Source organism: Parasutterella excrementihominis YIT 11859, from assembly GCF_000205025.1.
Taxonomy (GTDB): domain Bacteria; phylum Pseudomonadota; class Gammaproteobacteria; order Burkholderiales; family Burkholderiaceae_F; genus Parasutterella; species Parasutterella excrementihominis.
Window position 1 is genome coordinate 37604 of record NZ_GL883707.1, and the last position, 26528, is coordinate 64131.

The 26528-nt window shown below is 47.2% G+C and carries 22 protein-coding genes; 13 read left to right on the forward strand and 9 right to left on the reverse strand.

Annotated features, from left to right (window positions below; all coding sequences use genetic code 11):
* Nucleotides 1–483: 483 nt before the first annotated feature.
* The gene (gene paeA, locus HMPREF9439_RS06100; RefSeq protein WP_240141244.1) at nt 484–1791 is read left to right on the forward strand and encodes a polyamine export protein PaeA; all 1308 of its coding nucleotides are present in this window, start codon (nt 484–486) and stop codon (nt 1789–1791) included.
* A gap of 44 nt (nt 1792–1835) precedes the next feature.
* Here paeA and HMPREF9439_RS06105 read toward each other — a convergent pair whose 3' ends face one another.
* Nucleotides 1836–2312 (reverse strand): zinc ribbon domain-containing protein, encoded by a 477-nt coding sequence (locus HMPREF9439_RS06105; protein WP_008811418.1) that lies wholly within the window; start codon nt 2310–2312, stop codon nt 1836–1838.
* A 218-nt stretch (nt 2313–2530) separates the two neighbouring features.
* Here HMPREF9439_RS06105 and HMPREF9439_RS06110 point away from each other — a divergent pair, with 218 nt between their 5' ends.
* From HMPREF9439_RS06110 to HMPREF9439_RS06145, 8 genes are all read left to right on the forward strand, one after another.
* Complete coding sequence (locus tag HMPREF9439_RS06110; protein WP_008811417.1) at nt 2531–3298, forward strand: sulfite exporter TauE/SafE family protein; 768 nt, start codon at nt 2531–2533, stop codon at nt 3296–3298.
* 185 nt (nt 3299–3483) lie between these two features.
* The gene (locus HMPREF9439_RS06115; RefSeq protein ID WP_008811416.1) at nt 3484–4752 is read left to right on the forward strand and encodes an MFS transporter; all 1269 of its coding nucleotides are present in this window, start codon (nt 3484–3486) and stop codon (nt 4750–4752) included.
* Nucleotides 4753–4896: 144 nt separating this feature from the next.
* Complete coding sequence (locus HMPREF9439_RS06120) at nt 4897–6660, forward strand: flavocytochrome c (RefSeq protein ID WP_008811415.1); 1764 nt, start codon at nt 4897–4899, stop codon at nt 6658–6660.
* Between the two features lie 99 nt (nt 6661–6759).
* Complete coding sequence (locus HMPREF9439_RS06125) at nt 6760–8403, forward strand: HAL/PAL/TAL family ammonia-lyase (RefSeq protein ID WP_008864164.1); 1644 nt, start codon at nt 6760–6762, stop codon at nt 8401–8403.
* Nucleotides 8404–8645: 242 nt separating this feature from the next.
* Nucleotides 8646–9275, forward strand: coding sequence for a TetR/AcrR family transcriptional regulator (locus tag HMPREF9439_RS06130; RefSeq protein ID WP_021867700.1), 630 nt, complete (start codon nt 8646–8648; stop codon nt 9273–9275).
* Between the two features lie 262 nt (nt 9276–9537).
* The gene (gltS, locus tag HMPREF9439_RS06135) at nt 9538–10770 is read left to right on the forward strand and encodes a sodium/glutamate symporter (protein WP_008811412.1); all 1233 of its coding nucleotides are present in this window, start codon (nt 9538–9540) and stop codon (nt 10768–10770) included.
* 204 nt (nt 10771–10974) lie between these two features.
* Complete coding sequence (locus tag HMPREF9439_RS06140; RefSeq protein ID WP_021867698.1) at nt 10975–11301, forward strand: FMN-binding protein; 327 nt, start codon at nt 10975–10977, stop codon at nt 11299–11301.
* Nucleotides 11302–11650: 349 nt separating this feature from the next.
* Complete coding sequence (locus HMPREF9439_RS06145; RefSeq protein ID WP_008864165.1) at nt 11651–12133, forward strand: response regulator; 483 nt, start codon at nt 11651–11653, stop codon at nt 12131–12133.
* 47 nt (nt 12134–12180) lie between these two features.
* Here HMPREF9439_RS06145 and HMPREF9439_RS06150 read toward each other — a convergent pair whose 3' ends face one another.
* Nucleotides 12181–13185 (reverse strand): helix-turn-helix transcriptional regulator, encoded by a 1005-nt coding sequence (locus tag HMPREF9439_RS06150; protein WP_008811409.1) that lies wholly within the window; start codon nt 13183–13185, stop codon nt 12181–12183.
* 124 nt (nt 13186–13309) lie between these two features.
* On the opposite strand from HMPREF9439_RS06150, the gene HMPREF9439_RS06155 reads away from it, so the two are divergent.
* Complete coding sequence (locus HMPREF9439_RS06155) at nt 13310–15529, forward strand: AAA family ATPase (protein WP_141555152.1); 2220 nt, start codon at nt 13310–13312, stop codon at nt 15527–15529.
* 111 nt (nt 15530–15640) lie between these two features.
* Here HMPREF9439_RS06155 and HMPREF9439_RS06160 read toward each other — a convergent pair whose 3' ends face one another.
* Together HMPREF9439_RS06160 and HMPREF9439_RS06165 are read right to left on the reverse strand one after the other, a co-directional pair.
* A complete protein-coding gene (locus tag HMPREF9439_RS06160; RefSeq protein WP_008811407.1) occupies nt 15641–15997 on the reverse strand; it encodes a cytochrome c3 family protein in 357 nt (118 codons plus the stop codon).
* A gap of 52 nt (nt 15998–16049) precedes the next feature.
* Complete coding sequence (locus tag HMPREF9439_RS06165) at nt 16050–17630, reverse strand: FAD-dependent oxidoreductase (RefSeq protein ID WP_008864167.1); 1581 nt, start codon at nt 17628–17630, stop codon at nt 16050–16052.
* A 305-nt stretch (nt 17631–17935) separates the two neighbouring features.
* Between HMPREF9439_RS06165 and HMPREF9439_RS06170 the strand changes: the two genes are divergently transcribed.
* Nucleotides 17936–18736, forward strand: coding sequence for a LysR substrate-binding domain-containing protein (locus HMPREF9439_RS06170; protein ID WP_240141247.1), 801 nt, complete (start codon nt 17936–17938; stop codon nt 18734–18736).
* Between the two features lie 42 nt (nt 18737–18778).
* On the opposite strand, the gene HMPREF9439_RS06175 is transcribed toward HMPREF9439_RS06170, so the two are convergent.
* From HMPREF9439_RS06175 to HMPREF9439_RS06195, 5 genes are all read right to left on the reverse strand, one after another.
* The gene (locus HMPREF9439_RS06175) at nt 18779–19585 is read right to left on the reverse strand and encodes an enoyl-ACP reductase FabI (protein WP_008864168.1); all 807 of its coding nucleotides are present in this window, start codon (nt 19583–19585) and stop codon (nt 18779–18781) included.
* Between the two features lie 137 nt (nt 19586–19722).
* A complete protein-coding gene (locus tag HMPREF9439_RS06180; protein ID WP_244862406.1) occupies nt 19723–20523 on the reverse strand; it encodes a peptidylprolyl isomerase in 801 nt (266 codons plus the stop codon).
* A 21-nt stretch (nt 20524–20544) separates the two neighbouring features.
* Nucleotides 20545–20817 carry a BolA family protein gene (locus HMPREF9439_RS06185; RefSeq protein WP_008811402.1) on the reverse strand — a complete coding sequence of 91 codons (273 nt, stop codon included), beginning with the start codon at nt 20815–20817 and terminating at the stop codon, nt 20545–20547.
* A gap of 2 nt (nt 20818–20819) precedes the next feature.
* Nucleotides 20820–21434, reverse strand: coding sequence for a septation protein A (locus tag HMPREF9439_RS06190; protein ID WP_008864170.1), 615 nt, complete (start codon nt 21432–21434; stop codon nt 20820–20822).
* Nucleotides 21435–21682: 248 nt separating this feature from the next.
* Nucleotides 21683–22489 carry a peptidylprolyl isomerase gene (locus tag HMPREF9439_RS06195; RefSeq protein ID WP_008864171.1) on the reverse strand — a complete coding sequence of 269 codons (807 nt, stop codon included), beginning with the start codon at nt 22487–22489 and terminating at the stop codon, nt 21683–21685.
* A gap of 487 nt (nt 22490–22976) precedes the next feature.
* On the opposite strand from HMPREF9439_RS06195, the gene HMPREF9439_RS06200 reads away from it, so the two are divergent.
* Both HMPREF9439_RS06200 and HMPREF9439_RS06205 read left to right on the forward strand, forming a co-directional pair.
* Nucleotides 22977–23471, forward strand: coding sequence for a cupin domain-containing protein (locus HMPREF9439_RS06200; RefSeq protein ID WP_021867691.1), 495 nt, complete (start codon nt 22977–22979; stop codon nt 23469–23471).
* A gap of 241 nt (nt 23472–23712) precedes the next feature.
* Complete coding sequence (locus tag HMPREF9439_RS06205; RefSeq protein ID WP_008864173.1) at nt 23713–26481, forward strand: M16 family metallopeptidase; 2769 nt, start codon at nt 23713–23715, stop codon at nt 26479–26481.
* Nucleotides 26482–26528: the final 47 nt, after the last annotated feature.

Consider the following 26528-nt stretch of genomic DNA (forward strand, 5'->3'; position numbering starts at 1 on the left):
TCGAGTTCCCCGCGTAAGCGGGGATGAACCGGCAAACATGGACGCACCTGAGATTGCACGTCTGAGTTCCCCGCGTAAGCGGGGATGAACCGCGTAATGTATATACGTTCAACTGTTTATTCAGGAGTTCCCCGCGCAAGCGGGGATGGTTCGGACTTACCCTGCATGAAGGTAATGCTGGAGAGTTCTCCGCTCGAGGAAAATGATTGTCAGAAGCTTAGAAATTACCTAGCTTTTCCTGTTCTGAAGAGAGGGTAAGGTCTTAGATTTTTTCCTTTTTAATTTGAAGCGATTCAATTGAACTTTTCAAAAGGTAAGGTTTCCTTGTGTACATTCAATTAGCAAACTAAGTAATTCTACTTTGGTTTTGGTTGGATCGCTTCGTTGTAAAATCTCAAAATAAATCAAATTCAACCCCTTGACAGCGTCCTTTGTATATATTGGAAAGATTGTATTGTTTCCTCGAGGGTTCGAGCCATGGAAATGGACCTAACAACTAGAATTATCGCCATTGTTGTTCTCATTCTTTTCAGCGGTTATTTCTCTATGGCAGAGATTTCGCTAGCCGCATCTCCTAAAGTTAAATTGCATCAAGCATTAGATGCGGGGGATAAACGAGCACAAAAAGTGCTGGATCTTCAAGTTAAACCAGGTCCGTTCTTCTCAGTGATTCAAATTGGCCTAAATGCCATTGCCATCTTGGGTGGTATTATCGGTGAGACGCTTTTTTCTCCGTTCTTTGAGGAGCTGTTCCTTTATTTCTGTTCTCCTGAACTGGCTTCTTCCTTAGGGTTCTTCTGCTCTTTCTTTACGATTACGATGGTTTTCGTGCTGTTTGCAGACTTGATTCCCAAACGTATCGGTTTAAATAAGCCTGTTTCTTTGGCCTTGATGCTCATCGGTTCGATGATGTTTTTAATTTGGCTCTTCAAACCGTTCGTTTGGCTGTTAACAGAGATGAGCAACGGCATCCTTAAACTCATGGGATTGCCGACAAAGAATGAAACCACGATTACCAGCGAGGATATTCTTGCTACTGTCGGTGCCGGAACAGAAGCCGGCCTTTTGGACAGCAGTGAGCAGGAAGCGATCGAAAACGTGATGTCTCTCGAAGATCGTTTAGTTACGAGCGCCATGACTCCTCGAGATTCGGTTACTTATTTCAAAATCAGCGATACCTTTGAGAAGATTCGCCCATTAATCGAAAGCAATCCGCATAGTAAATATCTGGTTTGCGATTCGACAATTGACCGAGTGTTAGGTTACGTTGACTCCAAGAACTTGCTTTGCAAAGCCCTGGAAAATGACAAATTTTCTTTGAAGGAAAAGGGTCTGGTTAAAACTATTCCGATGATTCCGGATTCTCTTTCTTTATCTGAAGCACTCGATACGTTTAAGAAGCAGGGCAGGGACTTTGCCGCGGTTGTCAATGAATATGCTTTAACGGTCGGCATCATTACGTTAGGCGACGTCATGAGTACAGTGATGGGTAGCCTCGTTCAAACAGAGGAGAACTCATACATTGTTCAGCGTGATGACGGTACGTGGCTGTTGGACGGTTCAACTCCGATTGAGGATGTGGAGCGGACCTTTGAAATAGAGAAGATGCCGGAAGAAGAGACCTATGAAACCATTGCCGGCTTCATGATGTATATGCTTCGCAAGATTCCGAAGTTAACGGATAAGGTGGAATACTCAGGCTATCGCTTCGAAGTGATCGACATGGAAATGAATCGAATCGACCAGATATTGGTGACCAAACTGCCGATCACCAAGGAGGATCCCGATTAGTTTTAGTTGAAAGCGGTTGAGTCGAAAGGTTCAGCCGCTTTGGTTTAGAAGTTAGGCTCAAAAATTCCGTAAACCACAATGCCGACAATCAGCGCGGCCAAAATGGCAATGAGCCATGTGAAGAACGTCGTCTTTGGCGGACGTTCAATCTTGTCCAGTTCGGCATTGCATTCGGGACAGTGCGTAGCGATGAGGCGGCCTTCTTTGAATTCAGCTTTAGGCAGGATTGGTTTTCCGCAGTGCGGACATTTCATGCGAAGATCAAGGCTGGCACTGCTGCTACTGGAATCGTGGAGGGCTTGGGAGCGATGAAACAGTCGAATAGCAAAAGGCTGATCCTCAATCAAATTAAACTCAACAACGTCTTTTAATACGGGTAGGTAGCCCGTTTTCAGCTGGTCGGATACAAAGGTGTAGATGTTGCCGTGTCCGCAGTTGATTTTCCCTGCGTTTCCGTTATCCAATACTTCCGTTACAACGCCCTTTAAAACAGGGGTTTTCGGATCAAGCTCATTTGTCATTTGTAATCTAAATCTCTTCGTTTATTTGAGCAAATTAAACTAAAAAGGAAGTCCAAAACGGACAAATCACTCAAACTGAGGAAAACTGAAGTCTATTACGCAACTTTGAATTACCCATGTTTTCTGCCTAGAAAGGCAAGTCGTAAAACGGATTAATCCGTCTTAACTCGGTTAAACTCATTCTCTCATCAATAAAAAATAACAATACGGCTGATCCCATGGAAATAACATTTGGCGTGTTGATATTTTGTATCGTTGCGTTCTTCGTTGCAGGATTTATTGACTCAATTGCAGGCGGCGCCGGATTTGTGACGGCTCCCTCGCTTCTGCTGATTGGGATGCCGCCGCACATGGCGCTCGGAACAGGAAAGCTAGCGACAAGTATCGGCTCCGTTGTGGCGCTTTGGACTTTTTGGCGAAGCAACCTAATTTTGAAGAAGATCGTTCCTGTCGGCGTGCTCTCCGCCATGGCGGGTGCTTCTTTCGGCGCGTTTTGTGCGCTTCAGATTGACGGCGCAACCATGGGCAAGGTCATTGTGATCATGCTGCCGCTCGGGATTCTGTTTACAGTTCTCACCGGCGGTTTCAAACTTACGGAAGGGGAACTGCCTAAAGATCACTTCTGGCTTCGCGTTGTTCTCATCGGTGTATTAATCGGTTTTTATGAAGGATTTTTTGGTCCGGGCGCCGGAACGTTCTTTTTGATTGCGCTGCATGTGTTTTTAAAGATCGGAATGGTTCAGTCGTCCGGCACTGCCAAGGCTTTTAATATCGCAGCCAACTTTGCTGCGTTTATGACTTTTGCTTCCGGTGCTGCCGTTTGTTATGAAATCGCCATCCCGTGCGCCATTGCCAGCATGCTGGGAAATCGAGTAGGGGCTTATTACGCGATTAAGATCGGCGGTAAATTCGTCCGAAACATTCTCTACATCGTTCTAATTATTTTGATGGTTTCGCTGGTCTACAAATTTTTTATTGCTTCCTAAATTCCAAGTATTAGGCAATAGGTAAAAATACTTCACGCTGCCGCGTCGCGTTTACGGAGCAACCACTAGTGACGAACTACTGATGGTGGGTTAAAGTGGAGAAATATAGTTGAATGACCAGTAAAGCAGGGCACAATCTCGTTGCGGCTCAACCCTTCCTGATAAATTTCCATCGTTAAGAAAAAATGCAGGTTATTGAGAATAAAGAGAATTTCAGCGGAAGTCGTCTTTGCGTTTCTGCGACAGGAGCCGCCTTCATGGACGGTTTTGTCCTGACGTCTCAAGGCTTCATTTTCCTTCTTGCCCAAAGCGTCTTTCAGTTTTCTGCACTTGAACTCGGACTTGTAGCAACAGCCTATGTATTGGGAAGCTTTATCGGCTCCATGGGATTTGGCAAAATCGCCGACGTTTACGGAAGGGCGGTTCTTTTCCGAACTGTTCCCTGGTTCGTTGCAGCTTTATCGATTGCCCAATTCGTTAATTTCAGTCCCTTAAGCTGGTTTATTTCAAGATTTTTGTTTGGTTTAGCGATTGGAGGGGATTCTCCGATCGCTCAAGCCATGCTGTCTGAGAACTCTCCCAAATCTCTTCGTGCGAAACGGTTGGTTCTCTTAATGACAGCTTGGTTTATCGGTGCGATAGCCGCGGCTGTTTGTGCCTATATGACGGTTAAAGCCGGTCTGCCCTGGGAGTTTTTTGCTGCGATTCCCTGCGTTATCGGACTGATCTTAGGAGTTGCTCGTTTTAATGCTCCGGAGTCCGTTCAGTGGTTAAAAAGCAAGGGCCGAATCAAGCAAGCGGAAGAGAGCCGTCTTCGTTTAGGTATTGAAGCTGAAGAAGCAAAACATGAAGTAAAGGCGGCTCATCAGGCAGCCTTGTTTAAGCCAATAAACCTAAAAAATCTTGCATACCTTTCTGTTTTTTGGATTTGCCAAGCGATTCCGGTAACGGTTCTTTTGATGTTTGGCCCGGTTCTTATCGGAGCATTAGGAACTTCGAACTTTGACACTGACGTCGGACAACTGGTCCTGACTGACTCATTCTTCCTTATCGGCAGCCTTGCCGCCATAAAAATTGTTCCGCATTTTGCACGCCGGCCCGTCATCTTGTGGACTTTCGGAATTATGGCTGTGTCCTTGGCTCTCTTGTCTCCGGGCCAAGTCCTAACAAATTTCGTTGTTTGTCTGTTGCTCTCGATCTACGCATTGAGCTATGGCGTCCAGAGCGTATTGGATTATGTTTATCCGGCTGAATTGTTTCCTACATCCATTCGGTCCACAGCACTCGGCATTCTCGGAAGTGTCTCCAGGGTCGGTGTTTTTGTTGTAACCCTCGGTTTCCCAATGGCTTTTGAGGGTTTGGGCGTCAGCAGTGTACTCTTGATCGGTGCGGCTATATCCATGTTCGGTTTCGTTATTTCATGGCTTTTTGCCCCGGAACCGTCCCATCATTAATGGGTTCGTTCTAAAAATATAAGGGAAAATACTTAGGATTGTTGCATTAATCAAACAGTCTAAACAGACTGTTTGATCCTATAATTCTCTCAACAGTCTAGTTAGACTGTTTTGATTAACGAACATTTCTCTTCGGTAAACACTATGTTCAAAACATCGATTCTTTTTACTGCATTACTTTCTGCGGCTGCTCTTACTTCTGTTTCTGCCGCTCCTGTTCAGACAGAGGGTACCGGCATCGGTAAACACGGCGATATTAAACTTGCCGTGACTTTTGACAACGGCAAAATCCAGGACATCAAAGTTCTGGAAGACCACGAAAACAAGGTCTTGGCCGCCAAGGTCTTCACAGATCTCAAAGATGCCGTTATCGCCAACAACTCCGTTAAGGTCGACGGTATTGCCGGCGCGACTTTCTCCTCTAAAGGTTTCTTAAACGCCGTCAGTGATGCAGCAAAGAAAGCCGGTGTCAAACTCTCCGACAAGGTCAAGAAAGATAAGAAAGCTGACGCAGCCATGCCTGCCGTTCAGAATTACGACGTAGTGGTTATCGGTGCAGGCGGTGCGGGTTTTGCTGCCGCAGTTGAAGCTAAGAGCAAAGGCGCTAACGTTGTTCTTATTGAAAAAATGCCGACCGTCGGCGGAAACTCTCTGATTTCCGGCGCTGAAATGAACGTTCCGAATTCTTGGGTTCAGAACAAACTCAATATTAAGGACGACACTCCTGCCAGAATGGCTGCCGATACGCTTAAGGGCGGCGACTTCCAGGGCGACCCTGAAATCGTCGGCGTTATGACAACGAACGCTCTTCCGACAGCTGAGTGGCTGAGAGACACGGTCGGTGTCAATTTTGAAAAAGACAACGTCTTCCAATTCGGCGGTCACTCCAGAAAAAGAGCCCTGATTCCGGAAGGCCATACCGGTACAGAAGTCATTACCAAGTTCTCCGCTCTTGCCGACAAGATGGGCATTCCGGTTATTACTAACATGAAGGCCGAAGAATTGGTCAAAGACAAAGACGGCCGCGTCGTTGCCGTGAAAGCTATTTCCGGCGGTAAGGAGTACACCTTCAACGCTAAAGGCGGTGTTGTTTTAGCTACCGGCGGTTTCGGCGCCAATGCTCAGATGGTTAAGAAGTACAACCCTGCTATTGACGAACGCTTTAAGACAACCGACGCCCCCGGAACCACCGGTGAAGCTCTGTACATGGCAGAGAAGGCCGGCGGTCAGCTCGTCAACATGGGCTACATCCAGACCTATCCGATCTGCGACCCGATCTCCGGCGTGATCGAACTGATTGCAGACGCACGTTTTGACGGCGCCATTTTGGTTAACCAGGAAGGCAAGCGTTTCGTTGAAGAACTCGAACGCCGCGACGTCATCTCCAACGCTATCCTGAAGCAGCCCGGTGCTTACTGCTATGTTCTGTGGAACGACAACATCGGTAAGATTTCGAACACCGTGAAGATTCACGACACGGAATATAAGACCTTCACGAAGCAGGGCATTATGCACACGTCCGACACACTGAAGGGTGCAGCAGACTACTTCCACATTCCTTACGCCAACCTCAAGGCCACGGTTGACCGCGTCAGCCAGATGGCTAAAGACGGCGGCAAAGACTTAGACTTCCATAACCGCGGCGGTCTGAAAGATCTGTCTACCGGCAAGTATTACATCATCAAAGCCGTTCCTTCTACACACCACACGATGGGCGGTTTGAAGATCAATACCAAGGCTGAAGTTTTGGATAAAAACGGCAAGCCGATTCCGGGCCTCTTTGCAGCCGGTGAAGTCACAGGTACGACCCACGGTACCAACCGTCTCGGCGGCAATGCTTATACAGACATCATGGTCTTCGGCCGTATCGCTGGCGACGGTGCCGCTGCTGAAGCAAAAGCCCGCTAATTCTCAGCTCTATTAAAAATCTCATATTTTGATCCTCCCGCCAAGCACGGGAGGACCGGGGGCTTTGCGCCCCCAATTTTCTACCCTTGGAAATTCAAAATGAAAACATTAAAGTTAAGTGCGTGTGTGATTGCTATCTTTGCAACTATGAACGCGAATGCCGTCGAACTCAACGGAAAAAATCTGACTCAGCAAGATGCTTGGGCCATCGCCGAGGGCGCTCCTGTCAGTATTGCCCCTGAAGCAATGAACCGCGTGCAGAAGTCTTACGACCTGGTTTTGGATGCCGCTAAAAACGGTCGAGAAATTTACGGTCTCACCGTCGGTGTCGGTCTCAACAAAGACCATAAAGTCCTTTCTGCCAACGGTGAATTAAGTGACGAAGTTAAAGCAGCCAGCCGCCGTTTCAACTACAGCACCTTGAGAAGTCACAGCGTTGCGGCCGGTCCGATTCTTGATCCGAAACTGGTTCGTTTGGCCATGGCCATTCGTTTGAACACACTGCTGAACGGCGGTTCCGGCGTCCAGCCGAGAGTTGCAGAACTTTATGCCGAATTCTTGAATAAAGGTGTCACACCGGTAATCCCGACAAAGGGCAGCTTAGGGGATGCTGACATTACTTTAGCTTCACACGTCGGTTCCGCCATGATCGGCGAATGGAAAGTTTTAGTGGACGGAAAAGAAGTTCCCGCTGCTGAAGCTTTGAAAGCTAAAAACATCAAACCTCTGATTCCGGAAGGCAAAGATGCTTTAGGCATTTTGTCCAACAGCTCCGTAGCTATGGCGCTTACGATGGATGCAGCTAAGGCCATGGGTCAGATTCTGAAAGTTTCTCCGATTGTCTACGGCATCAGCCTGGAAGGTTTGAACGGCAACGTTGCCCCGTTCCTTTCTCAGACAACAGCTTTCCATCCGTTCCCCGGACTGCAGGAAAAGGCTAAAGAATTGCGTGAAGTGCTCGCCGGTTCTTATCTCTGGAAGAAAGATCCGAGCAGAAGACTGCAGGATCCTCTGAGCTTCCGCACAACGGTTTACACATTGTCTGAAGCACAGAATGCACTTAATGACCTGAACAAAGTGATCGATGTTCAGATCAACTCTTCTGATGATAACCCCGGCGTGATGGTTAATGCCGACAAGGCTGATACTCAGTACGACCAGGTCGCTCAGTATTTCATTAAGACACCGAAAGCCGAAGGCGCCATTATCCCGACGGCTAACTTTGAAGTTCTGCCTGTCGCACTCGCCGTCCAGCGCGCAACCGTTGCTTTAGGTCATGTCGGACACAATGCCGTTCAGAGAACGATGCGTTTGGATGAACCGGCCTTTACCGACTTGTCTCGTTATCTGGCTGCTAAAGACAATTTAGGTCATGCCTTCGGTGCAACAGAAGACACTTTGGTTTCTATCTACGCTGAAAACATCGACTTAGCCAACCCGGTATCTCTGGACAGCTTCCCGGTTGAAGGCAACATCGAAGACTCTGCTTCGAATCTGCCGCGGGCCGCTCAGAGACTGAAACGCGCTACAGACAACACGTTCCTGGTTCTTTCCATGGAACTGCTTCACAACACTCAGGCAGCTGACTTGAGAAAGATGCAGAACAAGAACTTCAAGATGAGTCCTGCGACAGAAAAACTTTACAAGGCTTATCGAGTCAACAGCCCGTTCGTTGATCAGGACCGTATCTACACGATCGACCTCCAGAACGGAGACGAACTCCTGAAGAACTATCAGCCCTAATCATTAGAAGACAATTGAGCTGAGTTAATTTGAACGACCGGATCATTCGCCAAAGCGGCAGAATATCCGGTCGTTTTTTTTGATTGGCTGAATGCTTCGGAATACAAAAGAGAAAGTTGCGTAAGAGAGCTTGCGGACTCAGGTTTTACACTGATTGGCCGATGATACGGGAGGCTATTTCCTATTCGCGGAAGCTAAAATTAGGTCGAATAAAAGAAGGTGAGATTTATTCTCAAGAAAAAATGACGGAGACAACCTACAGACCCAGAGTAATGAGCGAGCGCGCGTTAAAGACACGCGCAAAAATTATGGATGCGACTCGTGCGTTTATTGTGCGGGAAGGGGTAGGACGTCTCTCAATCGATAAGATCGTTAAAGAATCCGGCACGAGCAAAGGTGCCTTTCTTTATCACTTTAAGAACCGTAAGGCGTTGTTTTGTGCATTGGTAGAAGAGTACGTCGACCATTTAAACGAGCGCATGAATTTTCACATGAGCAAGTACCAAGATGCCGAGGAACCTTTGATCCTCGGATATGCTTCTTGGTATGAAGACTTCGATAAAGATGATGGAGGTTTTGCGGTTCTGGGCGTTGCGCTGTTAGCGCTTCTTCTGCACGAGCCCGACGCGCTGAAACCTTTCCATGACTGGTACGCCAAGGTTTTTAAGATGGTTCAGGATTCTCCGATTAAGACGCCTCAGCTGCTCACTGCCATCATGGCCTTTGAAGGGTTCTTCTTTACGCACAAGATGGGATTTGACTCCTTAGATAAAGAGACGAAAGAAGCGACCTGGAAGTACATCATCGAGCAGGTTGCACCGCAGCCTAAAAGGAAAACGGTTGAGAGTTCTAAAGAAAAAATTTCCGCTTAATCGATCAATATCCGTAATTGGACAGAATCAGAGCCTTGGATTCATCCGCAGATGAGACAAGGCTCATTTCTTATGGACATTTCAGAGGAAGGGAAGCTCGGAAATCGCCTCTTTTTGCTGTCTGATAAGAGAGAAAAGAGGCTATATCCGGAAAATTTCTCCTCTTAGGTTCTCAAGACGGGAAACCTTATCCAAAGACAAGCAAAACACGGGCCATGAATGAAGATAATTGTTTCTAGTTGAAAATAAGGAAACATGAACAATGAACTCTTCAGACGGGATGTTGATTGTCAACGTGTCGGCAATCCAGGCAGTAGCGATTGCAGCGGTGACCTATTATTTCGGAGCTTGGCTGCGCAAAAAAGTTCCGTTTTTAGAAAAGTACTCCGTGCCGAGTCCGGTCGTGGGGGGTATGTTGGTTGCACTGGTACTTTCCTGCCTGGAATATTTCCATTTCATGAAAGTCAACTTTGACACCTCATTGCAGACGCTTTTAATGCTGGCTTTCTTTACGACAATCGGCCTGTCGGCCAGTCTGAAAATCGTTACGGAAGGCGGAAAGCTTTTAGTCTCGTTCTTATTTGTCATTACCATTCTTTGCGTTCTGCAGAACTTCTTGGGTATGGGCCTGGCAGAAATGATGGGATTGGATTTCCATTACGGTCTGCTGGCCGGTTCGGTTTCAATGATGGGCGGTCTAGGAACGTCTGCGGCTTTCGGTCCGTATTTTGAACAGACTTACGGCGTACAGGGCGGAACGGCAGTGGCCATTACGGCAGCCACTTTCGGCATGGTAGTGGCTTTGCTCATCGGTGCACCGTTTGCCGAGTGGCTCATTCGTAAGTACAAAGTCATTACTCCGAAAGAAGTTGATACGCCGGAGCCGGAACTGCATATTCCGGAAGATCTGGAAACGACAGTTGTTGAAGGAGAGAAAGATCCGACTTATACGCCGCAGCTGCTGAAGGCTGGAACGATCGTTGCCATCTGTATGGGTCTCGGTGCCGTTTTATCTCAGTACATGGGGCAGTACATCACGCTTCCGGCATATATTGGATCCATGATCGTGGCAGCAATCGTCAGAAACGTCGGAGATTTCTCCGGCAAATACACGGTCGAAGGCAAGGGAATGAACGCTATCGCCGAAATCAGCTTGGTGCTGTTCGTGACGATGGCCATTAATGGATTAAAGCTGCATGAACTTCTTAATCTTGCGCTTCCGCTCATGATCATTCTTGCCGGCCAAACCATCCTCATGGTGGTGTTTGCCTGGGCGATGTTCTTTATCTTCGGAAAAACCTACGACGCTGTGATGCTTTGCGCCGGCGGCATCGGTTTCTCCATGGGTTCGACGGCAAACGGCTTAGCCAATATGCAGGCTATTGCCGAGAAATACGGTTCGAGCCCGAGGGCGTGGCTCATCATTAGTTTGGTGGGAGCATTCCTCATCGACCTGATCAATGCGCTGTTAGTTACGTGGATGGGGGCTTGGTAAAAAGGCAGCTTTTTAGGCCCTGTTATCAAACGTAACAGGGCCGAATTTCAATTAATACGTAGTAACACTAATAATGCAAGTTAACGTCAAAATGAGCGTTGTTTTTCGTTTAGTGCCTTTCTTTTTCCATAGAATAAATACGTTCGTCAAGTTTTCTTGACGGTCTACTTAAAAATTATTTTATTTTTAATGGAGTTAAATCCGATGAAAAAACTCGTACTCTTGCTCGCCAGCTTCTGCTTGATGACCGCCGCTTCTGCTGCCTACAAAGACGGCACATACGAAGGTCAGGGCGATGGCAACCACGGTAAGATCGATGTTTCCGTCGTTATCAAAGGCGGCAAGATTGCCGATATTAAGGTCCTCAAACACACTGAAACCGACATGATCATTCAGGCTCCGATCGACAACATGATCCCTGAAATCATTAAGAAGAACGGCACTAAGGGTGTTGAAACTATCGCCGGAGCAACAAACTCCTCCAAGGGTATCCTTGCCGGTGTTAACGCTGCTCTTGCCAAAGCTCAGTAATTTCTGCTGAACAGTCTTTCTTCGAAAGAAGAATGAACTCAGGGGGTCTCTTGCGGGGCCTCCTTTATTTTTGCTCAAAATTTTCTCTTTTCTAAAGTCTGACGAATCTCAGTAAAAACAAGGCTTCATATTCGTTGGCATATAACACTAAGATGTTAATATCAACAACTGTGTTTGATTGCAGACGGTCAAGATTTGATTAGCTGTATAACTTGTCCGAAAATCCCTCTTCCTTGCGCAAAAAAGATGCGTAGGTCATAGATATTTTCGGTATGGATTCAAACAACGGTATTTGTCTTGGACGCATCCGGCCGAGCGCTGTTTTATCAGTCGGGAAAGAGAGAAAAAAATGGGTCAGGCTAAAAATACAATTTTGATTGTGGATGACGTCGAGCTGAATCGAGACGTCCTGTCTATCATGTTCTCTCAAAGACATGAGATCGAATTTGCCGAAAGCGGTCCTGAGGCGCTGGACATTCTCCGCAAGAAAAAAGAAGACATCTGTGCCATCCTTCTTGACTATGTCATGCCTGAGATGGACGGTTTAACCTTTTTGGAGGAGGCGATCAAAGAAGGATTAGTGGAGAGCATTCCTGTCTTTCTGATTACGGCATCCTTAGAGCATGACGTTGTGCATCGTGCTTATTCGCTGGGCGTGGCTGACTATATTCAGCGTCCGATTTCTCCGTACATCGCTCAGCGCCGTATAGAGAACATTATTGATTTATTTAAGACACGTGCAGCTTACAAGAAACTTCTTGAGATTAACAGAACGCTTTTAGAACGTCTGAGCGAAGTCGATGACTCCATTACCGACGTCCGAAATCCTTAATAACTATTGAAGAAACCAAGCGACCGGAGAAGATCCTCTGGTTATTGTTATTCATCGTAATCACCGGTTTCTCTTTCTAAATATTCCTTTTGACTGAGCGTGATCTGAGCATCGTTCTTCCACATGGTCACCCAGCCGTCCAGCATCCTGGAATCCTGGATGTCAACTTCCAGACGCCAGGTTCCGTCTTCTTTTTTAAGCAATTTCTGAGAAGTGTTGAAAGGCGTTTCCTCTAAGTTCTTTGCCGTGACATCGCTCTTGAACTCCAATATCCAGTGGACCCATTCTCCATTGCTGTAATTAAAGTGACGGTCGTGAATGTAAGACTGGAGATCAAACTCTTCCGGGCGGTGCGCATCAAAAGAGGTGACTTCAGCCTTTTTGAAACGATGAAGCGCCAGATGGACGACGTTGTCGAAATGATCGAACTGACAAATTAAGTAGAGTCGGACATCTTGCTGAACCAGGGCAAGAGGAGAGATAACGGCGCTCGTGGTTTTGCCGTTCATGTTGGTGTATTCGATTCTGAGTTTCTTTTCCGAATACAACGCTTCGGAGACCGCATCAAAGATTCTCGGAAGTACCTTGGAAGGCATTTGCGGAATTGAGGATGAAATGACGCAGACTTTGTTGAGCCATTGATTTTCTTTGGCGTTCGAACCTTTTTCCTTGAGCATTTCGGAAGCCGCATCAAATAAGAATCCCAACGATTTGAGGACGGTTCCCGGAATCTGATACTTCATGTGCTCCTGCGCAATTCTCAGAAGCAGACATTCATTCGGTTTTAAGTGAATATTGTCGGTGATGGAATCCGTGCGTTCTCTTCGGTAACCGTAGGCATTTCCTCGGTCGTCGCGCACCAAACCGTATTTACCGCAGTCATACATTTGCTTCAAGTAACGCTGCAGTGACCGCCTGCTGACATCAATGTTTGCGGATGCCAAAGAATTAAGAATGTCGTCCACCGAGACAAACCGTTTGCTCAGCGGTATTCGATTGAGAATCTCCAAAATGATCGATGCTTCTTCTTTTTTATCGTGTTTTCTTCCCATCCTTAGGCTCTCCAAGGTCAAATTTCTGTCGCAAGGCGCGTATTGATTTTTATTTTAATCGGTTTTACTGCGTCAATTTCTTTCGCTTCAAATGCAAAAATAACAACATAGAAGGAGAACAAAAATGCCTCGCAGAAGAACAAGTGTCTTTGAAAAAATGTTTAGTGATAACCGTCTTCGTTCTATTCCGGATTCAGAACAGCAGGGTACCTTGTGTGTTGAATATTGGACATCCAAGATTTTGATCGAACTCTCCGGCTATAAATCGTTGGAACTCGATGATGTGCAGGAGATGGCAAATATCCGAGTGGTCAAGGCGTGGCAGCAGGAAATCGAAAACGACGTTTCGGAACTTTACGAACTTAAAGGAAAAGAAGAAGGCGACACTGAATTACTTGACGATGCAGGAGACAGTGTTTTTAGTCGATACAAATCTGTGAAAACAGAGCTTAGAAAGCGCATCGACAATCCTCCAGTTTCCATGAAGAAGGTTTATCGCAACATTAAGAAAGAGATTGATTTGCACGGTTTCTACCCGAAAGGTTTTGCGGCTAATCTTGAACTCATCAAAGAAGCCTATGACCTTTCCGAAGATGAAGGTCTAGTCACCGCCTTCATCTTCTTCACTCTTGCCTATCGAAACTTGAGAAGAGCCCTGAACTCTTTCAGTTATTCCGACCGCGGCTTTTTCCTCGTGCTGGAGGTCATCGCAAAAACGTTGGGCCTGCCTTTGGAAAAGGTCCAAGAAATGCTCGGGCCGGATGGCAAACTTATCCGAATGGCAATCTTCGGCGTAGACAGAGAGTCTTCTAATATTGATTTCGAGGACTACTTTGAATCCAAATCCGGTATTTCCTTCTTTGATCTCTTCTTCGGGAAAATCGAAAAGAAGCAGCTTGTAAGTTCAATCCTCACTCCTTGCAACAAGTCTCGTCTCACGCTCGAAGACGTCAAGTATCTACCTGTGATTGACTCTTTAGTCGTTCCGTTTTTAAAGGGGATTAAAGATGAAGGCCCCAGAGGCGTCAATGTTCTTTTGTATGGTCCTCCTGGTTCTGGAAAGACGGAATTAGGAAAACTTTTGATTGAACAAGCCGGTAAAAAAGCTTACACATTAAAACTCGGAAGAGAGGAAAAGGTTTTGGCTTGCTGGGAACGAGCCTGCAAGTTAAGTCGGAACGACGCCGTCACGGCAATTCTGATTGATGAAGCGGATGACGTTTTCAACAGCGATCTGGTCCAAGGAACGACTGATCGTACAAACAAAGCGCGCATCAATACCGCACTCGAAAACACTAAAAAGCTGACCGTGTGGACAACGAACTCTCTGCGTTCTATGGATGCTGCCATTATCAGAAGATTTCATTTTGTCCTAAAGGTTGGTTATCCGCCTCGAGCTCAAATGGAGAAGCTCGCACAAGGAGCATTGGCCAAATCTTTGTCTGAAGAAAACATTAGTCGTCTGGTGAATACGGAAAATCTTTCTCCGGCACTTGTCGCTCAAGTCGGAGAGATCGTGGACAACCTCCAAGGTAATAAAGTTAAGTTTCCGGAAGACTCTTTGATGGCTCTTCTCGAAGATATTCTCAAAGCACAAGGTTTTGGAAAACTGGCTGCCGCGACGAAGAAAATCGGAAAGTTCGACCCTGCTTTAAGCAACTCCGATACAGATCTGGAAGCTTTATCGAAAGGCCTCAAAGAAGCGGGCGCCGGAAGGTTATGTCTTTACGGTCCCCCGGGCACGGGCAAGACAGAATTTTGTCATTGGCTCGCAAAGAAGCTTGAACGCCCTCTCATCATGAAAAAAGCGTCGGATCTTCTGAACTGCTATGTCGGCGGTACAGAACACAATATCGCCGCTGCCTTTGAAGAAGCAAAAAGAGAAAATGCCGTTCTACTCTTTGATGAAATTGATTCTTTCCTTCAAGATCGAAGAACCGCGAATCATTCCTGGGAAGTTACGCAAGTCAACGAATTTTTGACTCAGATGGAGTCTTATGAAGGCTACCTTGTGGCAACAACGAACCTTTTGGATCTGATGGATAACGCTTGTCTGAGAAGATTCGACTTGAAGGCCAAACTCGAATACATGACTGATGATCAGGCAGAAGAAATGTACAGAAGACTGGCTCAGAAGTGGAAATTCTCTGTCGGAAACGAAGTGAACAATCTGCGGAAGATCAGAAATCTTTCCCCGGGAGATTTTGCGGCTATCGACAGAAGACTTCGTTTTACCAAAGCTGTTTCCGGAGAAAAGATTGTCGACATGCTGAAAGTTGAAACTCAACTGAAGGAAGGCCAGATGTCTTCTTCCAGAAGAACCATCGGATTCCTGGATAACTAATGAAATTAAGCTATGGTCGCTTTGAAAAAATAAAGCGGCCATTAGCTTGGCCGCAAAAACTCCCGAGGAGAGGCGGGAGTTCAAAAATAGTTTGACAATTTTTAGGAATGATTAAGGTACAGCCATATCAAAGCGTTTGTCTTCTGCGTTCTTGTGGCACTGACGGCAGTAGAGAACGCTTTGTTCGTGTTCTTTATGGCAAAGTGTGCAGCGAAGCTGTCCGGCATGAGAATCATGCGGGTTTAAAGCTACTTTCTTTGCGGCAGAAGCAGCGGCTAAGTCCTGGTAGTTATGGCATTTCATACAAGCCTTGGACTTGGCAGCGGCAACCGGAGCGGAAGAGTTGTGACACTGTTCGCAAGTCACGCCTTTTTGCATGTGCTTTGCCATGGTGGGAGCAGCCTGAGCAGTACAGAAGGCGCCGGCTAACAGAATTGCTGCGGTGGTAATGAGGCGGTTAAATTTCATTTTTTTCTTCCGTTTTTAGACCCGGACCCTACGGTCCGGGCTTCTCTAGAAGTTACTTACCGGCTTTGACATCGGCAAGAGCGTTGTCAGCAGCTAAGCGGCCGCTGGTCATAGCGAACGAAGAGGCAGAGCCTTCGCAGCGGAGGTCGTAAGAAGAGTCATACAAACCGCCGATATCCTGACCGACGACATAGAGGTTGTCGATCACGTCGCCCTGCGGATTCAGAGCCTGGAACTTCGGATTGACAGTGACGCCGCCCAAAGTTAGGAAGAATGCGCGGATGCCTTTCAGAGCATAGTACGGACCTTTTTCCATATTGAAAGTTGCAAGGTGTTCAGGCAGACGGCCGAATTCCGGATCTTTACCAGCTTTAGCGTATTCGTTCACCTTGTTCATTGTTTCTTTCAGGTTGGAAGCAGGTACGCCGATCTGTGCAGCTAGGTCGTCGATTGTGTCAGCCTTGAAAGCCCAACCTCTCTGCTGACCGATTTCGAAAGTCTTCGGAAGAGCCTTCAGAGGAACGCCGGCAAGAACGATGGCGTTGAACGGAAGCAAAGCGCCCTTGTTAACCAACTGATCATATTTCTGCTGGTCGATGATGTTGTACATTACGCCGCCGGCACTTGTCATGGCATTGTAGACATCAACGAAAACAGCACCACGGGATTCGTTGAAGAAGCGTTTGCCGTGCTGATCAACCCAGAGCCAGGGCTGAGCCAAAGCGCAGCGGCCTTGCTTGAGTTCATCAGCGCCCATGAACTGGTTGATCGGGGGCAGGTCGGCGAGGTACGGAGCGTTACCTGCAATGGTATGCATACCTTTAACGCCTGCACCGACTAACTGAGCCATTTGGATGCCGTCACCCGTACGGCCGTCACCGTTCTTACCGTCGGTTACAGGACCGCGGTACCAAACCGGTTCAAACATACCTAGAGCAGAGGAGTCGTTCACGTACTTGGCGAGCATTTCTTTATTGGATTCGAAACCGCCGGTAGCGATAATGACTTTCTTGGCCTTGACGATGACTTTTTCGCCTTCGCCGTCGACAGCTTCAACACCTACCACTTTACCGTTTTCAACGATCAGTTTCTTGGCCGGGGTTTCGGTGAGGATTGTGCCGCCTTTGGCGCGAACTTCCTTAGCGAAGCGCTGGATGATGCCGGCAGCACCGCCTTTGAACAAGTGCCATGTCATCAGGGATTCATCTTTCGGATACATGGTGCGGATGCCGCAGCATTTGACGCCTTTGTCCATAACCCAGTCTATGGTCTTTCCGGATTCTTCAATCAGAACACGAAGGACGTGCGGGTCAGCGCGATAGTGATGGTACTGCAGAGCGGCAGTAAGAACCTGGTCAACGGTGGTGTTGATGTTGTGTTCCTTCTGATAACGGGTGCCGACGCCAAGACTTCCTTCAGGGAAGTTTCCGCCGCCGCCCAGGGCAGCTTCTTTTTCGAGGACGATCGGTTTAGCGCCTTGGTCAACTGCGCTCTGAGCTGCTGCCAAACCGGACAGGCCGCCCCCGATGATAACGAGGTCGGTCTCATAAACCTGCGTTGCGAATGCAGGAAGCGAGAAAGTGGTGAGTAAAGAGGCTGCGATAGCAGATGTAAGCAGACTTCTACGAAGCATCGTAATTCTCCTTGTTTTGTGGTTATTAAGTGGTGTACCGCTTGGTGTTTCTAGGAGTATCTTAAGCGTGCCTTATGGCGATATACTTTGCGCAAGTTGCACTCCTATCTTTGCATTGTTGACAAAGGGTTATCACTGTGGCGGACATTACCAAACTTTCTATTGACGATACGAGGTTTCTTGCGGAGCTAGAAAAGACGGGCGTTTTGCTTCGCGCGGGGTTGTTGTTAAATTTGTCTCCGTCTTCCTCAAGCAGGAACTTTTCTCGGATACGTTCGTACTTTCCGCAGGAAATTTTTAGACAAATGGAAGGAATCTGGGTGCCGACAAACTACTACCTGCAGATCAAGCCGCAGATTCATCAGATTTTGGAAGCTTCTGAAGCGATGATGGATATGCAGTTTGATCCGAGTCAATCCACAAGGACTTTTGTCTTGAGCTCAGTGATGACCGAAATCTCTGTCGTGATTTCCGGTGTACTGCCGAAAATGATTGAAAGAGCGCCGAAAGTACGATTAGACCTGAGCAAGCACGACAATGAGATCGCCGCTGTAAGTGAAGGCAAAGCGGATTTTGCGGTAATCACGGACGTTGATCTGGCGCCGGATCTCCACCGAATGAAGCTTTACCCGCTGGATCGTGTGTTGCTTGTCAGGAAGGGGCATCCACTTACGCAACTCAAAGGTCCTTTGTTAACTCGATACCTTCAAGTTTATGACCGTGTATCTATTCGGACAGGTCGGTCCGCATCCTGGGTCGGCCCTGAGCAAGGCTTATTCCAATACGAAAGGTTTATGGAACACACGAGGTTTTCTACGTCGCGTTTCTATTCTGCATGGGGCGCTATTGAGAAGACGAATTTGATTTCGGTTTGCGGCTGGCGTGCTGCAGAGCTGGCAATGAAGGCCTATAAGTTAACGGCGCTTCCCTTGCCAATTGATTTTGAAGAGACCGAAAAATGGAATGTTCTGATTTGGTCGGACAGCAAGCACCGAGATCCGGCGCATAAATGGATGAGAGGGCTCTTTAAAGAATGGGCGATTGAAGATGCCGAGCGAATGAAGAAACTCAAAGAAAAAGACCTCGGTGTTCCGAAATATAAATAAGCGGCCGTGAAGGCCGCCCATTGAGAACTAGAGCGCTAATGATTAGGCGTTTTCAGATGCTGTCTGATCGACGCAGCAGGCAAGAGCATTAAAGCCGCCGTCGATATAGATGGTTTCCGCAGTGATTCCAAGAGAATTGTCGGAAAGAAGGAAGGCTGCGGTGTTGCCGACTTCATCAATTGAAACCAAAGAACGACTCGGAGAAACGGCTTTGCACTGAGCCAACATTGAGCTAAAGCCTTTAATGCCGCTTGCGGCAAGAGTCTTAATCGGGCCGCAGGAGAGTGTGTTGGCGCGAATGCCTTGCGGGCCGACGTCAGCAGCAATATAGCGGGTAGCAGATTCAAGCGCTGCTTTGCAAAGTCCCATCGTGTTGTAATTGGGAACGACCTTTTCTCCGCCGAGGTAAGACAATGTCAGCAAAGAAGCTTTGTGGCCGGCCATTAACGGGACCATTCTCTTAGCCATCGCAATGTAGGAGTAAACGGAGACGTTCATTGCGGAGAGGAAGCCTTCGCGGGAAGCGCCTTCGAGGAAGCTGCCGCTGATGGATTCGCGGGGCGCCCAGCCGATCGAGTGGACAAAGCCGTCAAAACCGTCGGTCCAGCGATTGGCGAGTTCAAGGGCTGCTAAATCAATTGATTCATCGAAAGATGCATCTAACTTAATGACTTGTCCGGCGCCGAATTCATCGGCAAAGCCCTGCACGCGTTCTTTAAAGCGTTCGTTGTTATAGGAAAGAGCTAGTTCAGCGCCTTCTCTGGCACAAGCCTTTGCAATTCCATAAGCAATAGAGCGATTAGAAGAGATTCCAGTGATCAGGAATTTTTTACCGGTTAAGAAACCCATGACGTGTTCCAATGATTAAAAAACGCCATTTTATCAGCCTGAACGAAGTGGCTAGGTACGATTAGAGGTTGCGGAGGATCCAAAAGAAAGCGGATGTTACTTTTAGAAGATGATTAGAAGGAAAATTGCAGTGCAGTCTAGTCGACAGAGCTGTCCGAAACTTTGAGAATTTTTGCATCTTTCTGAAGGTCGTTCAAGAACTCTGTTGTCTGAAGTCTTTCAAGTTCTGAAAGCACTTTTGGCTTAACTTCTTCATAAGAAGGAAAGGGGACCTCACGTTTTTCTTCGAGAAGCACCACGTGATATCCGAGCTTGCTTTTGAAAGGAACCGGCAGAAGGTCGCCCGGCTGAAGAGCGAGGATGGCTTCGGCGAGGCCCGGAACCAAGACATTACGAATATTCGTAAAAGGAATCTGTCCGCCGTTTTGAGAGGTACTTTGGTCCAAAGATCTCTCTTTAGCGAGAGAACCAAAATCGGAACCTACCTTGAGAGATTGAATAATTTCTCTAGCTTCTTCCGGTGTCTTTACCAAGATATGTCGAAATTTGATTTCGTGTGGATCGTAGCTAGAGAGAAGTGAGTCGTAACGATTCCGAACCTGTTCTTCCGTGATCGGATGCTCAGAAGCATATCTGCGGCTCAGAATCGATCCGTAAAGCTGAGCCTGTTTTTCCGAAATCAAAACACGAACTCGAGGATCTTCTAGAAGACCTTCATTTCTGGCAGCTTGTTCGATGATTTTTTGTTCGAGAAGAATGCTTCGGGCTGCGTTTTTAAGCTGCTTTTCATTGGTTACGCCGTTGGCTCTCAGGAAGTCCATTAACTGCTTTTGTTCTTCTACGGAAACAAATTGTCCGTTAACCGTAAAGGCAGTTTGAGCAACGGCTGCAGGAAGGACGCCGGCAAGCGCAGCGGCGAGCACAAAGGACTTAAGCACCTGCAGCCTCAAATAAAAATATTAGTGGCGAGATTCGCTCGGCGCCAGCAATGTCATATTGATGTTGTGAATACCGTGACCGATAAAAGGTTTCAAGTATTCGTAAACGATTCGGTGTCGGTCAATTTTCGGCAGACCTTCAAAACGTCTGGAAATGACAAAGAGGTGGTAGAGGGAGCCTGCAGCAGGAGCTCTGCCGGCTTCAGGTCTTGTGTAATCAGTAAAGCGAAGCTCGATTGGGAAAATCGGCTCAAGCGCTTGGCTGATTCTTTCTAATGTGGGAGTGTGACTCATCTTTATTTTCCTTCCGAATCAGATTCAGGGATAAATCGGGAAATATAAAAGCCGACGCCTAGGGTAAAGAGGAGCGTCAGTCCCATCAGCCCGAACAGTTTGAAATTCACCCACACGTCGGTGGAGCATGTGTAGGCAACTATAAGATTAAGAACACCGGTAACGGCAAAAAAACCGATCCAACCGCGAAGGAGAATATTCCATGCAGGTTCCGGAAGAGAAACTTTATTACCGAGAAGCGACTTAAGGAAGTTCTTATGCATGAAAGAACCGCCCAAAAGGATTCCGCCAAAGATCCAGTAAAGGATCGTGGGTTTCCATTTGATGAACATTTCATCGTGAAGCCAGATTGTCAGAGAGCCGAAGACTAAGATGACGGCAACAGAAATCCACAGCATCGGATCAATCTTCTCACGGCGTACAAATTTCACGCCGATCTGAAGAAGCGACACGATTATCGCAGCAGCCGTGGCACAAATAACCGGGGCCTGGTCGGCTTGAAAGCCGCTTCCCAGCCATTGGTTGCAAAGCGCAGCCGCAGAGTCCGGATTTGTCTGAGCAACTTTAAATGTGCCGAAGAACAAAATCACCGGCAAAAGGTCGTAAAGGAACTTCACACTCTTTTTTCCAACAACAAAATCGTTTCAGGTAATGAAACTTTCAAATTCAATGAATTCTACTTAAAAATCCGTTTTTTGTTAAATAGAGGTATATCATTACGCGACTCTTAAGAACAGCTGGTTTCATCCCTAATTTACAGGGATAATCTTATTTACTCTCCCCGCTATTAGCCGACTTTAGAGATTTTCATTTTCAATTGGCAAAAAAGGCCGCCGAAGCGACCTTTCCTAAGTATCAATGGAAATTACTTAGAGGATTTTTTCTTAGCCGGAGCGGCTTCAGCGATCTTAGCGTTCTTCATCAGATCAGCCATGTACTGCTGAGCCTGACGCTGTGCAGCAAGATTCTGAATCTGAGGTTTCAGAGCATCGAAAGAGGGCAGAGGAACTTCACGCTTGTCCTGAAGCTGGATAACGTGGTAGCCGAGTGCGCTGTGGAAAGGAACGGGAAGAAGAGCACCTTTGTTCAGAGCCATTGCAGTTTCTGCAAATCCGGGGATAGCGATTCTGCGGATGTTGGTGAACGGGATTTCTCCGCCCTGAGCTGCTGTACCCTGATCCAAAGATTTTTCTTTGGCGATCGTTGCAAAGTCACCGCCGGCGTTCAAAGACTTGATGATGTCTTTGGCTTCTTGTTCTGTTTTAACAAGGATGTGACGAACTTTGATTTCGTTCGGATCGTACTGTTTTTTAACTTCTTCGTAAGTTTTCTTGAGGTCCGCATCGGTCAGCGGGTGGGCAGCAGCATTTTTGCGAACTAATTCAGCGGAGTAAATTTCTGTCTGACGTTCTGCAATCAGCGCTTTGACGGCAGGATCCTGGGCGATATTGGCTTTTTTAGCCGCTTCTTCAATGAGTTTTTCCTGAGCGAGGATGCTGCGGGCAGCTTCGAGCTGCTGTTTCTGGTCTTTGACTCCGCGGTCAGCAAGAACTTTCATGAGTTCTTGCTGATCTGCCACGGAAACTGTCTGACCGTTAACGGTGAAGGCAGTCTGAGCGAAGACGGGAGCGGCAAGGGCTGCCAGGGCTGTTGCGAGAAGAAGTTTTTTCATAATTAAATTTAATTTATCCAAAAAATGCGAGGAAGACTGCTTAGATAACTGCTCTTAACCGTTTTCTTCGCCTGAGTTAACCGCCTCATTCTACTCAATTTTGCGAGTGCGGGTAATTCAAAATCACACTCGGGAAAGCTCTAACAACCTCTTGAATTTTTTGAAATTAGAAAGAAAAGAATCGCAAATGTGGGGGAGGAACCTTTGACGGAAGAAAGTGTCGATGGAGGATCTTTCAATCCGAAAATGCAAACTTAGCCGGAGCGAGAATTTTCGATTTCTACAAACCAACTTTTCTTGTGGATTCTGATGTTCTTACAATCAGACTAGACTTTGGGCTTGAAGTCGAGTGTATATATGCATAAATTTAATAAAAAGTTATATTAAATTTATATTAGACATGAATAATCCTGTTTTCTACTATTGAGCTATCAAAGCAAGTTTTCTCAGAAGCTTCCTATCAATAGATTGAATATAGGTGACCATCGTGTTGAAACTCATTTCTGCTCTTCTTTCCTCTCTGTTGGTTATGGAATCTGCTGTTGCAGTAGACGAACAAAATCCTGCCGGTGATCAGCTGGTAAAACGGGGCGATGCCATCCAGAGCATTAAAGGAAGCGACAAGATATTTACCGGTGAAGTCAAGATCGTCCCTCTGTCTGAATCTGTTCCCGGGATGCCGGTATCCAGTGCATATGTAATTTTTGAACCAGGCGCCAGATCTTTCTGGCACACACACCCGATCGGACAGGTTCTGATCATTGTTGAAGGAGAAGGCCGTTCGGGCGTCTATGGAAAACCAGTGAGCGTCCTGAAAAAAGGCGATGTGGTTGTATGTCCGAAAGGCATCAAACATTTCCATGGCGCAGCTCCCGACAAGAGAATGGTTCAAATGACGGTTACCGGGTACGATCCTCAAGGCAAGAACGTGACATGGATGGAACCGGTCACGGACCAGCAGTACAAGAACAGCGAGAAGTAACAACGTTTCCTTTCCTTAAATGATTAGGCCGAAGATCCGTAGGGGTTTTCGGCCTAAATTACTTTCTAAGACTCCCCGACTGTTTCTTTTGTACTGATAAGAAGAATATTTCTCATTTTCGTTCAAAAACTCTTACAAATTAGGCATCGTTTTGTCGCTATCCGGGGGCCGATTGAACGTTGTCTTAAGACAAGCGGATTATCCTTAGCAAACAATTCGTTAAAACAGAATATTCGTATCTATGAAAATTGCGAAAAAACTTGCTGTCGCGGCTTGCGTCGCTTCAGCCTTTACTATGATGAATACACAAGCAGAAGAAACAAAAGCACCGGTCAGCGTCTCTCAAGCCGGTACTGCACTTCCGGCCGGTGTGACCCAAGGGCCGAGTATTGAAGGCGTGACAGAATATCGTCTTACCAACGGATTACGCGTAGTTCTTTTCCCGGATGCCTCTAAAGATACGGCGACCGTTAACATGACTTATCAGGTCGGTTCTCGTCAGGAAAACTACGGCGAAACCGGCATGGCTCATTTGCTCGAGCATCTGATTTTTAAAGGAAGCAAAAACTTCCCGAATCCGACCAAAGAATTCACGAACCGCGGTTTCCGCATGAACGGTTCCACTTGGCTCGACCGTACTAATTACTTTGTCTCCTTTACTGCTACAGAAGACAACCTCAAGTTCGCTTTAGCTTGGAGTGCTGACGCTATGCGCAACTCCTTTATCGCTAAAAAAGACTTAGACAGCGAAATGAGCGTTGTGCGCAACGAATACGAGATGGGCGAGAATCGTCCTTCCAGCGTGTTGATGAAGCGTATGCAGTCCATGATGTACGACTGGCACAACTACGGCAAGAGCACCATCGGCAACAGAAGCGATATCGAACATGTTCGTATCGAAAACCTTCAGGCTTTTTATCACCGGTATTACCGCCCGGACAACGCTGTCTTAACAGTCAGCGGTAAGTTCGATGTCCAGAAAACGCTGGAATGGATCGTTAAAGATTTCTCTTTAATCCAGAACCCGAAAGAAGCGCTTCCAGCTGAATGGACAGTGGAACCGACAGCGGACGGTGAACGCGTGTTTGAGATCCGCCGCAAAGGCGAAACTCAGATGGTTGCTGTCGGCTACCGCATCCCGAGCGCTTTACATCCGGATGCTTTAGGCGTGGAAGTTGCAACTGAAGTGTTGGCCGATTCTCCTAACGGCCGTCTGTACGAAGCCTTAGTAAAAACCGGACTAGCAGCAAATGTTTTCGGTTACGCCGTCGGCGCTAAGGAGCCCGGCTTTGTGATCTTCGGTGCCTCCGTTAAGAAAGGCGAATCGCTTGAGAAAGTTAAAGATAAGCTTATCGAAACGATTGAAGGCTCTTTAAAGCAGAAGCCGATGACTTCTAAAGAGTTAAACAGAACCAAGGCTCAGATGGAAACCATGTACGAACGCGCCTTTGCCGATCCGGAAGGATTTGGTGTCGGCTTATCAGAGTACATTGCGCTGGGCGACTGGAGACTTTTCTTCTACGGCCGCGATAAGACTAAAGACGTCACTGCTCAGCAGGCTGACAGTGCAGCAGACAAATATTTCGTGCGTGACAACCGAGTTGTCGGACTCTTCATTCCCGATGACAATCCTCAGCGCGCAGAGATCACAAAAGCTCCGAGCGCGGATGAACTGCTGGCTAATTACAAGCCGCAGGGAACTGCTCAAAAGATTGAGGCTTTCGACTCTTCGTTCGATAACCTCGACAAGAGGACACAGCGTATTGATATCGGCGATTTGAATATTGCTTTGCTGCCCAAACAGACACGCGGTGAAACCGTGACCGTTTGCATGAAGTTCAAGTCCGGCGACGAGAAGAATCTTTTTGGTAAGGCTAATCTTCAGCCTGTTGCTGCTGCGATGCTGACTCGCGGAACAAAGACGATGACTCGCTCTGAAATTGAAGATCGTATGACCGAGCTGAAGATGGCCGGTTCCATTACGAACTTCACGACTACGAGAAAGAATCTTCCGGCCGCTCTTGAGCTTGTGTTTGATGCCATGCACAACTCGATCATGCCGCAGGATGAATTTGATCAGTTTAAGAAGCAGATGCAGGTCATGATCGAAAGCATGCGTGATAAACCTGATGCGCTCGCTCAGAACGCTATTACGCAGCACTTCAATACTTATCCGAAGGGCGATCCTCGCTACGAATACTCTTTAGATGAGTCGCTGGAACAGCTGAATAAGCTTACAGTTGACCAAGTCAGAGCTTTCTATAAAGAATTCGGTGGTACGTCTCGCGGTGAGATTTCGATTGTCGGCGATTTCGATCCGAAGACAGTGGAAAAGATCATTCGTGATGATTACGCCAAGTACGTTTCTAAGGCTCATTACGCTCCGGTCGTAACGGAATATCGTCCCGTTAAAGCCACTCGCGTCGTTATTGATACTCCTGACAAGGAAAACGCAATTATCGTTGCTCGTTCTGTGTTCCCGATCAACGACACAGCTCCGGATGCTCCGGCACTTACCGTTGCCAACTGGATTCTGGGCGGCGGCACAGGTCTTTCCAACCGTTTGATTGAAAGACTTCGCCAGAAAGAAGGCCTTTCATACGGCGCCGGTTCTCACGTTCGTATTCCTGCGAAGGGCGATAACGGTAGCTTTGTTTTCCGTGCGATTGTGGCTCCTCAGAACATGCTTCAGGCAGAAGCCAGTGCCCGCGACGTGATTGCTAAAGCGATTAAAGACGGCTTTACAGATCAAGAGGTAGAGGAAGCCAAGAAAGGTCTGCTGCAGGCAATGCAGGTCGCTCGTTCTCAGGACGATGTGGTTGCCCGCTCCTGGAACGACAAGATGGAAAATCAACGTACATGGGTATTCAGTAAGAAACAGGCGGAAGCCATCTCCAAGCTGACGACGGCTGATGTCAATGCTGCACTGCGTAAATACATCAAACCTGATGAAATTACTTTTGTGTTGGCCGGAGACCAGAAGAAAGCGGCACAGAAAAAACAAGACTAATTTCAGAGGTCGTCAGGGAAATTTGACTGCCGTTTATTGAGATTTTG